At 65.6% G+C, this 11013-nt stretch carries 9 protein-coding genes and 1 pseudogene; 6 read left to right on the top strand and 4 right to left on the bottom strand.

Annotation, left to right across the window (positions count from 1 at the left end; translation table 11 throughout):
* A pseudogene (locus tag EOA29_RS12730) lies at window positions 1-203 on the bottom strand (SAM-dependent methyltransferase); the annotation flags it as partial.
* A gap of 315 nt (window positions 204-518) precedes the next feature.
* On the opposite strand from EOA29_RS12730, the gene EOA29_RS41340 reads away from it, so the two are divergent.
* Entirely contained in the window at window positions 519-794 is a 276-nt protein-coding gene (locus EOA29_RS41340; RefSeq protein WP_189478882.1) for a hypothetical protein, read from the top strand.
* Between the two features lie 11 nt (window positions 795-805).
* Here EOA29_RS41340 and EOA29_RS12725 read toward each other — a convergent pair whose 3' ends face one another.
* On the bottom strand, window positions 806-1675 hold the full coding sequence (locus EOA29_RS12725; RefSeq protein ID WP_126091317.1) for a transglutaminase family protein: 870 nt from the start codon (window positions 1673-1675) through the stop codon (window positions 806-808).
* A 162-nt stretch (window positions 1676-1837) separates the two neighbouring features.
* Here EOA29_RS12725 and EOA29_RS12720 point away from each other — a divergent pair, with 162 nt between their 5' ends.
* Window positions 1838-2503, top strand: a complete 666-nt coding sequence (locus EOA29_RS12720) for an HAD-IA family hydrolase (protein ID WP_127220972.1) — start codon at window positions 1838-1840, stop codon at window positions 2501-2503.
* 209 nt (window positions 2504-2712) lie between these two features.
* Here EOA29_RS12720 and EOA29_RS12715 read toward each other — a convergent pair whose 3' ends face one another.
* Window positions 2713-2934 carry a DUF1674 domain-containing protein gene (locus EOA29_RS12715; protein WP_126091315.1) on the bottom strand — a complete coding sequence of 74 codons (222 nt, stop codon included), beginning with the start codon at window positions 2932-2934 and terminating at the stop codon, window positions 2713-2715.
* A gap of 139 nt (window positions 2935-3073) precedes the next feature.
* On the opposite strand from EOA29_RS12715, the gene htpX reads away from it, so the two are divergent.
* The 4 genes from htpX to purH all read left to right on the top strand — a co-directional run bounded on the left by htpX (window position 3074) and on the right by purH (window position 9054).
* Window positions 3074-4099, top strand: a complete 1026-nt coding sequence (htpX, locus tag EOA29_RS12710; RefSeq protein WP_126091314.1) for a zinc metalloprotease HtpX — start codon at window positions 3074-3076, stop codon at window positions 4097-4099.
* A complete protein-coding gene (locus EOA29_RS12705) occupies window positions 4090-5469 on the top strand; it encodes an RsmB/NOP family class I SAM-dependent RNA methyltransferase (RefSeq protein ID WP_245464846.1) in 1380 nt (459 codons plus the stop codon). Before htpX ends, EOA29_RS12705 begins: the two co-directional genes overlap by 10 nt.
* Window positions 5470-5615: 146 nt before the next feature.
* Window positions 5616-7340, top strand: a complete 1725-nt coding sequence (locus tag EOA29_RS12700) for a heparinase II/III family protein (protein WP_127220971.1) — start codon at window positions 5616-5618, stop codon at window positions 7338-7340.
* Window positions 7341-7437: 97 nt separating this feature from the next.
* Window positions 7438-9054, top strand: a complete 1617-nt coding sequence (gene purH / locus EOA29_RS12695) for a bifunctional phosphoribosylaminoimidazolecarboxamide formyltransferase/IMP cyclohydrolase (RefSeq protein WP_126091311.1) — start codon at window positions 7438-7440, stop codon at window positions 9052-9054.
* Window positions 9055-9253: 199 nt separating this feature from the next.
* On the opposite strand, the gene EOA29_RS12690 is transcribed toward purH, so the two are convergent.
* Window positions 9254-10630 (bottom strand): MFS transporter, encoded by a 1377-nt coding sequence (locus EOA29_RS12690; protein WP_126091310.1) that lies wholly within the window; start codon window positions 10628-10630, stop codon window positions 9254-9256.
* Between the last annotated feature and the right edge of the window lie 383 nt (window positions 10631-11013).

Raw genomic sequence — 11013 nt, 5'->3', positions numbered from 1 at the left:
GTCTTGGATATCCACATCTCGACCAGCGTCGAGAAGGCCGGCCGCCGCACCAGTTGCCAGACGATGTCCTGGTCGTTGATGGCGAGCACCGGACCGCCGGCGGGGCCGATCCGCTCGCCGGTCCACAGCCTGACCGCAAAGCCGGGCTTCAGAGTCTCGACGACCGTTCGCACGATCCGCGCGGCCCTGTCGGCGGCATTCATTCCCACCTCCCGATACGTCGAATACGCCCGCTGGCTTGAGCCACTGTCGTCCAATTCGCCTTGGGACCGCAATCCCGATCTGTTGCGCAAATGCACTACTCGAGGATTTCCCGTCTGGCCATTCCGTTGCGGCACCTTGTCATTTGCCGCGACACACCCCATTCTTTGGGCCGTGTTCAACCAATCGAAAGGAGGTGATCCGATGTCGAGTGATTTCGTTTTCCATAACGTGAGCTCAGCGGATTGCACTTCCGGGAAGCAGTCTTCCCGTTAAGGCGCGAGACGCGCGGCAGGTGACCCGATGGGGTCGCCGCCATGAGCCGCGTCATGGACGGAAACACGGAAGGCCGCCGGCTTCGTCAAGAAGCGGCGGCCTTTTCCTTTTGGACCAATAGCGATCGAGGAAGGGGTGAACGGCGTTTCCGGGAAACGATGAACCGCTCCAGCATCGAAGCGGGTCAGCGGCGGTGCTGGAGCCGTCGTTTAATGCATGTCGCCCAAAAGTGTGCAGCGGTTTTGGGAGAACGACATGCATCAAAACAAGAACCTAAAGCACGTCGCTTGGATCCGTTTCAGCGCGACGCGCTTTAACAGCCGCCTGCCTATGCCAGCATCTGCGCGCTTACCGTGCGGTCGATGCCGTGCTGCGGCGGATTGAACCGGTTGCTTACCTGCTCATAGGTCCAGACCTTGAACAGGCCGAGCCGGTGCGGCCCGAAACTGTGCAGCAGCGGCACGTCCGTGGCGTCGCGGCCGCGCGCAATCACGACGCGGCCTATCCTGGGGCAATTGTGGCGCGGATCGAACGTGTACCATTTGCCGTCAAGGAATGCTTCCATCCAGGCCGAGAAATCCATCGGCGCGGGATCGGCCGGCACGCCGATATCGCCGAGATAGCCGTTCACATAGCGCGCCGGAATGTTCATCGAGCGGCAAAGCGTGATCGCGAGATGCGCGAAATCGCGGCACACGCCGACGCGCTCTTCATGCGCCTGCGCCGCGGTGCGCGTGGCGCGGGCATAGCCGTAGCCGAAGGAAAGCCGGCTGTGGACATAATCGACGATCGCTTGCACGCGCGCCCACCCGGGCGGGAGACGGCCGAAAAGCTGCCAGGCGAGGCCGCCGAGGTGATCGGTTTCGCAATAGCGGCTGCCGAGCAGGTAGACGAGCACGTCGTCCGGCAGGTCCGCCACCGGCGTTTCGTGCGCCAGCCTGTTGACTTCGTCGCATTCGCCGCTGTCCTCGACCGCTGCGTCATAGAGGATACGGAAGCCGCCGGCCGGCGCGGTGAAGCGGCGGCAGATGTTGCCGTAGCGGTCGCGATAGGTCCGGGTCGGCACGGAAGGCGAAGTGAGCACCCGCGTCTGCCGTTTGATATCGGCATGGCGATCGGGGTGGATGTCGAGGAGCGAGACGATCGGCGTCGCCGCGACGCATTCGATAGCGATTTCGTAGCCGAGCCGGATCAGCATCGCATTCCCCCCTTTTTTGACGATCGCGAAGAAGAACGCGGCAACCGGGAGGTTGTTCCTGCTGCGGATGGAAATCGCCGGCGCGACTTCTCAGGCAGCGCTGACGGCATTAAAGTAAGGAGCGTTTCGCCCCTCCCCGAAAACGATTCTCCAGGAAATCCGATGTTCGTAGGCAGAAAGTTCGCCGCCTTCCTTTTCGACATGGACGGCACGGTGCTCAACTCGATCGCGGCGGCGGAACGCGTGTGGACCCACTGGGCAAATCGCCATGGTCTCGACGTGGCAAGTTTCCTGCCGACGATCCATGGCAGGCGCGCGAGAGAGACGATCGCCGCGCTCGAGCTTCCGGGCGTCGATCCTGTTGCGGAAGCCGACGCGCTGCTCAAGGCCGAGGCCGACGACCTTGAAGGCATCGTGCCGATCGCGGGCGCGGTGGCGTTTCTGCAATCGCTGCCGCCCGCGCGGTGGGCGATCGTGACCTCGGCGCCGCGCGAGCTGGCGCTGCTGCGCATCGAGGCAGCAGGCATTCCGCTTCCCGCCATGATGGTGTCGGCCGAGGACGTCACCCGCGGCAAGCCGGCGCCCGACTGCTTCCTGCTGGCGGCAAAGCGCCTCGGCGTAGAGGCGCGCGACTGCCTCGTCTTCGAGGATGCGCCCGCGGGTATCGCGGCGGGCGAAGCTTCCGGCGCCTCGGTGATGGTGATCAGCGCCACGCATGTCCATCCGATGCGGACGCCACACGCCAGCATTGCTTCCTACGATGCGCTCGGCATCGCCACGGACGACAGCGGCTGGATGGTCATCGATAGGCAGCGTGACGCGGCTTAGGATATGCTGAGATTCAGGTCAGGCCGAGTCGGGGATGGTGAATTCCGAGAACCAGAACGGAGCGGACCTATGGGCCCGTGAGTACCGGCCTGCGCCGGCCGTAGCCTTATCTGCCGCGCCACTCTCATGAATGCTTCGGCCGGCGAAGGCCGGAAGCGCAGGAAGTCGCCATCCGCAGGCCGGCCTCACCTGAATATCAGCATATCCGGCTAGAAGTCGCTGGTCAGACCCTTCACTTCCCAGTCGCCGTAGCGCCCCGGTTCGTTGCTGCCGCGGCCGCCGATCTCCTTCGGCAGGCGGGCTTCCGCCTCGCGATAGGCCTTTCGCCTCGCCTCGGCCTCGGCAAGCGCGCGCTCCGCCGCCGGGGTCAGCGTCTTTCGCGGCTTTTCGGCCGCGGCGGCGGTTTCGGTTTTGCTGGGGTGTTCGGTCATGCGATATGCCTTGCCGATTGAAACAGGGGGCCGATTGAAACAGAGGGCCGATTGAAACAGAGACCGGCCTTTCCCATCATATAGCCATGATGCAAGACGGATCGACTCCTATTCGCCACCACGCCAAACGGACTAGAAGATGAACACGCTTCGCACCGCTATGCTTCTCGCCGCGATGACGGCGCTGTTCATGGGCGTCGGCTTTCTGATCGGCGGCACGGGCGGCATGATGATCGCGCTTTTGATCGCCGCCGGCATGAACCTGTTCAGCTACTGGAATGCCGACAAGATGGTGCTGTCGATGAACGGCGCCTTCGAGGTCGACGAAAGAAGCGACCCCAGATACTACAGGATAGTGCAGGGCCTCGCCCGGCGAGCCGGCCTGCCCATGCCGAAAGTGTACAAGATCGACACCCCACAGCCCAACGCCTTTGCCACCGGCCGCAATCCCGAGAATGCCGCCGTGGCTGCCTCGACCGGCCTGCTGCAGCAGCTTTCGGACGAAGAAGTCGCGGCGGTCATGGCGCATGAGCTTGCCCATGTGCAGCATCGCGACACGCTTACCATGACGATCGTCGCGACGCTTGCCGGCGCGATCTCGATGCTCGGCAATTTCGCCTTCTTCTTCGGCGGAAGCCGCGACAACAACAACCCGTTCGGCTTCGTCGGCGTGCTGGTGGCCATGCTGGTCGCGCCCTTCGCCGCCATGATCGTGCAGATGGCGGTGAGCCGCACCCGCGAATACGAGGCCGACCGGCGCGGCGCGGAGATCTGCGGCCGGCCGCTGTGGCTGGCCTCGGCGCTCGACAAGATCGCGCGCGGCGCCGAACGCATCCCCAACCTGGATGCCGAGCGCAATCCGGCGATGGCCCATCTTTTCATCATCAACCCGCTCTCGGGCGAGCGCATGGACAATCTGTTCTCGACCCATCCGAGCACCGAGAACCGTATCGCCGCCCTGCAGCAGATGGCGAGCGAGATGGGCAGCGCCTCTCGGGCCACGCGGCGCGAAGCGCCGATGGCGGCCGATGAGCCGCCGGCCGGGCCGTGGGGCAAGCCGGCCGAACCCGTGCCGCCAATCGAGCCGGCGCGGCCAAAACCCAATCCATGGGGCCGCAACCCGACTGGACCCCGCGGCGCAGGACCCAAAGGTCCTTGGTCGTGAGCGGAGCGAAGCGCCGACCGCAAACCCCTGGCAGACGTGATGCAGGCGAGGCGATTGCCGGGCTTGCCGCGCGCAAGGCTGCCGCTCGGCTGCTTGCCGCCGTCATTGATGCCCGCACACCGCTCGACGGCCTGACCGACAACGAGCACGGCCATCCGCAATACAGGGCGCTTGATGCCCGCGACCGCGCGCTGGTGCGCGCCATCCTGGTCACGGCGCTGCGCTACCGCATGACCATTGCCGGCCTGCTGGCGAAGCGTCTGGAGAGGCCGCTGCCGGCCAACGCGACCGCGCTCTCGCACATCCTGCACGTGGCCGGCGCGCAGATCCTGTTCCTCGATATCCCCGACAGCGCCGCAGTCGATCTTGCCGTCACCCATGCCAAGTCCGATCCGCGCACGCTGCGCTTTTCCGGCCTCGTCAACGGCGTGCTGCGCTCGCTGGCGCGCGCCAAGGAGGCCGAGCTGGCGCCAACGCTTGCTGCGACCAGCGAAGCGCCGCAATGGTTTGCCGACCGGCTGACCGCCGCCTACGGCGCCGACAAGGCGCGGACCATCCTTGCCGCCCACCGCCACGAAGCGCCGGTCGATTTCACCGTCAAGTCCGACCCGGCGCTCTGGGGCGAGCGGCTCGGCGGCATCGTGCTGCCGACCGGCACCGTGCGGATAGAAAAACTGCAGGCTGCGGTCACCGACTTGCCCGGCTTCACCGACGGCGCCTGGTGGGTGCAGAATGCGGCGGCAAGCCTCCCCGCGCGCCTGTTCGGCGACATCGAAGGGCAGCGCGTTGCCGACCTTTGCGCCGCGCCCGGCGGCAAGACGGCACAGCTCATCCTCGCCGGCGCCAATGTCACCGCCGTCGACACCTCGAAGAACCGGCTGGCGCGTCTGGCGCAGAATCTCGAGCGCCTCGGCCTGTCGGCGGAGCTGGTGCAGACCGACCTGCTCGACTACCGGCCGGCGGAGCCGTTCGACGCCGTGCTTCTCGACGCCCCCTGCTCCTCGACCGGCACCGTCCGTCGCCATCCCGACGTGCCGTGGACAAAAACCATGGCCGATGTCGAGAAACTCGCCGCGCTCCAACGGAAGCTCCTCGCTCACGCCGTTACTCTCGTCAGACCCGGTGGCCGGATCGTCTTTTCCAACTGTTCGCTCGACCCGATCGAGGGCGAAGATCTCTACCACGCTTTCCTTGCCGAGACGCCCAGTGTGGCCGCCGATCCGATCCAAGCAGGCGATTTCGCCGGCGTCGACCCGTTCCTGACGCCAGAGGGCACCCTGCGCACGACACCCGCCGACATGGCGCTCGACTCACCGGGGATTTCCGGCCTGGACGGCTTTTTTGCCGCGCGGATGCGAAGGGCCGCTTAAAACGTTATTACATCAAACTTGCTGACTTTTTTAGGGACGGTCCCGGCGGCACCGCGTGAAGCGCTTCACGCCGGCGAAATCCGCCTTCGCATAAGTTCTTGAATCATATAAGCTTGTGCTTGGGTAGCGGTCGATCAGGAGGGGATTTGGCACTTGTTGCCGGCAACACGACGCGTCTTTGGACGCTTGTCGCGAGGGAGTTTTGGCGCAAGACGCGCCGGCGTCTTCGCGCCGGTCCCGTCTATCGCTGGCGCTATTCCGGCCGCACGCCCGAGCGCGTGCTCATCGCGCCGCCGGATCTCAGGCTCGCCGATCCGCAGATCGCGCTCGAAATCTATTATGGGCGCTATCCGTTGTCCGGCCACATGGTGGAAACCGGCGGCAAATCGCCCTTTCAGATCAATGTGCCCAACCACGGCTGGCAAAAGACGCTGCACGGCTTCCGCTGGCTGCGCCATATGCGGGCCGCGGGCACCGAGCTTGCCGCCGCCAACGCACGGGCCCTGGTCTCCGACTGGATCGCCATGCACGGCAACCAGATATCCGGCGTCGCCTGGGAGCCGCGCACGACGGCCAAGCGGGTGATCGCCTGGCTGCAGCATTCCTCCGTCGTGCTGCAGGGCGCCGAATTTCCCTTCTACCGCGCCTTCCTCAAATCGCTCGCCATGCAGATCCGCTATCTGCGGTCGATGGCACGCGAGATGCCGGACGGCAAGGACAGGCTGCGCGCCCGCATCGCGCTTGCCTTCGCCGCCCTGTCGCTGCCGGCGCCGCCCTCGGCGCTGCGCGCCGCCACCCGCAACCTTGCCGAGGAGCTCGACCGCCAGATCCTTCCCGATGGCGGCCACATCTCGCGCAACCCGATGACGGTGCTGGAATTGCTGGCCGACCTTTTGCCTCTGCGCCAGACCTATGCCAACCAGGCCGAGGCGCCGCCGCCGGCGTTGATCGGCGCCATCGACCGCATGCTGCCGGCCCTGCGTTTCTTCCGCCACCAGGACGGCAGCCTCGCCCGCTTCAACGGCATGGGCGCCACGATCCACGACCGCATCGCCACCATCCTGCGTCATGACGACACGGTCGGCGCGCCGCTGCTGCACGCGCCGCATTCCGGCTACGAGCGCCTGTCGATGGGCGGCGTGACGGTGATCGCCGACACCGGCCTGCCGCCGCCCATCGACGTTTCCAACGCCGCGCATGCCGGGTGCCTCGCCTTCGAGCTTTCTTCCGGACGCCAGCACTTCATCGTCAATGCCGGCATCGATACCTATGGCGCCGCCGAGTTCCGCCCGCTTGCCCGCGCCACCGCCGCGCACTCGACCGCCACCGTCAACGACACCTCCTCGGCGCGCTTCAGCCATTCGCTGCGGGTCAGCGACCTGCTCGGCTCGCCGCTGATCCCCGGCCCGCAGCGCGTGCCCTGCAAGCGCATCGACCAGAAAGGCGTGCACGGTTTCGTCGCCCGCCACGACGGCTATGCCGCGCGCTTCGGCTTCCTGCACGAGCGTGAATTGAAGCTGACGGAGAACGGCAATGTGCTGACCGGCCGCGACCGTTTCCTGCGCCCCGGGGGCGCGACGGTCCGCAACAATGGCCGCGACTTCGTCACAGTGCGCTTCCACATCCATCCCGACATCGGCCTGCTTCAGGACGAGCGGGACCGCTTGACGCTCGCCGCCGCACAAGGAGACACTTGGGTTTTCACCTGCGCGGAAGTGGCGCCGGAGGTTGAGGAATCGATCTATTTCGCCGGACTCGGCGGGCCGCGCCGCAGCCGGCAGATCGTGCTTGCCTTCAAGGCCTCGGAGATCGCCGAGGTGCACTGGCAGCTGACGCGCACCCACATCGCCGGCTATCCCGAAAACAACTGAGCCTCAGCGATGGAACCCAAGCTGCGCGCTTGATTTCCGGGGCTCATATGCTACGGCCCGCGAACGTTTCCCAACCAGCCTTGAAAGGCCGCCTGCCATGGCCGTCCCCGCCAAGAACATTCCGGCACCGGACCTCGTTCCGGTTCGCCGCGCGTTGCTTTCAGTCTTCGATAAAACCGGCCTGATCGATTTCGCCAGGGCGCTTGCCGCCGCCGGCGTCGAGCTGGTCTCCACCGGCGGCACGGCGAAGGCGATCGCCGAGGCCGGCCTGGCGGTCCGCGATGTTTCGGAACTGACCGGCTTTCCCGAGATCATGGACGGCCGCGTCAAGACCTTGCACCCGTCGGTGCATGGCGCGCTGCTCGGCGTGCGTGACGACCCCGAGCATGTGAAGGCGATGCACGACCACCATATCCTTCCGATCGACCTCGTCGTCTCCAACCTCTACCCGTTCGAGGAAGTCCGCCGCTCCGGCGCCGGCTACGCTTCGATCGTAGAGAACATCGACATCGGCGGTCCGGCGATGATCCGCGCCTCGGCCAAGAACCATGCCTATGTCGCCATCGTCACCGATCCCGCCGACTACGCCTCGGTGCTCAACGCGCTGGAGATGAACCTCGGCTCGCTGTCGCTCGATTTCCGCAAGAAGCTGGCCGCCAAGGCCTTTGCCCGCACGGCCACCTATGACGCGGCGATCTCCGGCTGGTTCGCCGAGGCGCTCGAGGTCGAGCATCCGACCTGGCGCGCCTTCGGCGGCCGCCTCGACCAGGTGATGCGCTATGGCGAGAACCCGCACCAGAGCGCCGGCTTCTATCTCTCCGGCGACAAGCGGCCGGGTGTCGCCACCGCCAGGCAGCTGCAGGGCAAGCAGCTCTCCTACAACAACATCAACGACACCGACGCCGCCTTCGAGCTGGTCGGCGAGTTCGATCCGGCCCGTTCTGCGGCGATCGCCATCATCAAGCACGCCAATCCCTGCGGCGTCGCCGAAGGGGCGACGCTGAAGGCGGCTTATGCCAGGGCGCTTGCCTGCGATCCGGTCTCGGCTTTCGGCGGCATCGTCGCCATGAACCGCATCCTCGATGCCGAGGCGGCGGAAGAGATCGTGAAAACCTTCACCGAGGTGATCATCGCGCCGGACGCCACCGACGAGGCGGCAGCGATCGTCGCCGCGAAGAAGAATTTGCGCCTTCTGGTCGCCGGCGACCTGCCCGACCCGCGCGCCGCCGGCACGCTCGTGAAATCGGTGGCCGGCGGGCTCTTGGTGCAAAGCCGCGACAATGCGGTGGTCGACGACCTCGCATTGTCGGTGGTGACGAAGCGCGCGCCGACGCCGGCCGAGATGGCCGACCTCAAATTCGCTTTCCGCGTCGCCAAACACGTCAAGTCGAACGCCATCGTCTATGCGAAGGATGGCGCCACCGTCGGCATCGGCGCCGGCCAGATGAGCCGCGTCGATTCCTCGCGCATCGCCGCCCGCAAGGCGCTCGACGCGGCCGAAGCCGCCGGCCTGACCGAACCGCTGACCAAGGGTTCCGTCGTCGCCTCCGACGCCTTCTTCCCCTTCGCCGACGGCTTGCTGTCGGCGATCGAGGCCGGCGCTAGCGCCGTGATCCAGCCCGGCGGCTCGATGCGCGACGACGACGTGATTGCCGCCGCCGACGAGCACGGCATCGCCATGGTGTTCACGGGCGTGCGGCATTTCAGGCATTGAGCGCGCCCTCTCCTTCTCCCCTTGTGGGAGAAGGTGTCGCCGAAGGCGACGGATGAAGGGTGCTGGACGGAGTGAGGCGTTGGCGGTCCGGTCGCCATGTGTCGTTTGGACGAGCGCGTTCGCCAAGCTGGAACACCCCTCATCCGTCTCGGCGCTGCGCGCCGATCCACCTTCTCCCACAAGGGGAGAAGGAAGAGGCTCACTCCACCGGCTTGTCCGCCGGGTAGGGCGTCCTGACCAGGATCGCCATGCCGATACCGAGAAAGAGGATGATCACCGCCATGCCGAGCCGCGCCGAGTCGCTCAGGTAGCTGATCGTCGCGAGCAGGAACGGCGCCAGGAAACTGGTCGCCCGTCCGGACAGCGCGTAGATGCCGAAATAACGGCCCGATTCGGCGGCGGTGACGCTCCGCGCCATATAGGAGCGCGATGAAGCCTGCACCGGCCCGAAGGCAAGGCCGATCAGCAGCCCGTAGAGGATATAGGCCTTCTCGGCGGCGGTGCCGAACAGGCCGCCGGAATCAGCCAGGGGGAGCGGTATCAGGCCGAGCAGCGTGAAGCCCGGCCCGGTCGAGATGATTCCGGCGGTGGCCACGGTCAGCATCATCAGCGCGATCATCACCACCGCTTTGGAACCAAGCGCGGTGTCAAGGCGAGCGGCGATCCAGCAGCCGAAGATGGCGACGACGTTGAGAATGATGCCGAAGATGCCGATCTCGGTGATCGACCAGTGGAACATCGCGGCAGCGAACACACCGCCCTGCGTGAGCAGCGCGTTGACGCCGTCCTGGTAGATCATGCGGGCGACAAGGAAGCGGAAGATACCGACGCGCTTGCGCGCCTCTGTCAGCGTCGACTTCAGCTCCGAAAGACCCTCGCGCACTGCCGGTCCGATCGGAATGCCCTTGGCGGCGTCCGGGGTGAAGAAGAACATCGGCAGGATGAAGAGAAAGTACCAGCCGGCCGACATTGGCCCGGTGGCGCGGGCATCTTCGCCGAGCTTCGGATCGAGTCCCAGGATCGGGTCGAGGCCGATGACCGTTTTGCCGGTTTCCAGATTGCCGGCCATGAACAGAATGACAAAAATCAGCGCGATCATCCCGCCGAGATAGCCGAGACCCCAGGCGATGTTGGAGATGCGCCCGATTTCGCTTTTCGGCACCAGCCGCGGCATCATCGAATCGTTGAACACGGTCGAGAATTCCGCGGCCACCGAGGCCAGCGAGAACAACAGCACGATCAGGAACACATTCGACCCGGGCGCCGCGAGCCAAAGCAGCGTGAGGCTGGTGATCTTGATGGCCGCGAAGAAGGCGATCCACGGCTTGCGCGGTCCCGTCTGGTCGGCGATCGAGCCCAATACGGGCGAAAGCACGGCGATGACCAGGCCGGCGGCGGCGATGCCCCAGGCCCAGGCGGCCTGACCCACGACCGGATCGCTGACCATGCGCGAGGCGAAGTATGGCCCGAAGATGAAGGTGGTGACGACGGTGAAGAAGGGCTGCGCCGCCCAGTCGAAGAACATCCAGCCCCAGATGCCGCGCCCCGTCGCCCGCTGCACTGCTACTTCGGCCATGTCCCCTCCACTCGCCTTCTATTTGTCGGCGGCGCCATGTCTGCATGTTTTCGGACAGCGATGCAAACGAACAAGCGGCCGCCAGCTATTGCCCAGATTTCCTCGCCCCCACGAAGTGGGGGAGAGGTGGCTCGGCGAAGCCGAGACGGAGAGGGGGAAATGCGCCGGCCTACGGTCAGGTTGACCGCTTAATGCATGTCGCCCAAAAGTGCGCAGCGGTTTTGGGAGAACGACATGCATCAAAACAAAGACCTAACAGGCTGTTGAAGAAGTACTGGCGCGGTTGTTTGGAGCGTGATTCACTGCTCCCCGAACGATTTGGGGACGGTGAATGCGCGGATTGGACGAACGGTCGGGCTCGCTGTTTTCCTATGTCGACCTCG

The organism is Mesorhizobium sp. M1E.F.Ca.ET.063.01.1.1, assembly GCF_003998155.1.
Taxonomy (GTDB): Bacteria; Pseudomonadota; Alphaproteobacteria; order Rhizobiales; family Rhizobiaceae; genus Mesorhizobium.
This window is presented reverse-complemented; position numbering and strand designations above follow the sequence as displayed.

Bases quoted from the DNA above. Each gene is read 5' to 3' on its own strand.
- EOA29_RS41340 (WP_189478882.1), top strand. From the start codon at position 519: ATGAGCCGCGTCATGGACGGAAACACGGAAGGCCGCCGGCTTCGTCAA.
- EOA29_RS12725 (WP_126091317.1), bottom strand. From the start codon at position 1,675: ATGCTGATCCGGCTCGGCTACGAAATCGCTATCGAATGCGTCGCGGCG.
- EOA29_RS12720 (WP_127220972.1), top strand. From the start codon at position 1,838: ATGTTCGTAGGCAGAAAGTTCGCCGCCTTCCTTTTCGACATGGACGGC.
- EOA29_RS12715 (WP_126091315.1), bottom strand. From the start codon at position 2,934: ATGACCGAACACCCCAGCAAAACCGAAACCGCCGCCGCGGCCGAAAAG.
- htpX (WP_126091314.1), top strand. From the start codon at position 3,074: ATGAACACGCTTCGCACCGCTATGCTTCTCGCCGCGATGACGGCGCTG.
- purH (WP_126091311.1), top strand. From the start codon at position 7,438: ATGGCCGTCCCCGCCAAGAACATTCCGGCACCGGACCTCGTTCCGGTT.
- EOA29_RS12690 (WP_126091310.1), bottom strand. From the start codon at position 10,630: ATGGCCGAAGTAGCAGTGCAGCGGGCGACGGGGCGCGGCATCTGGGGC.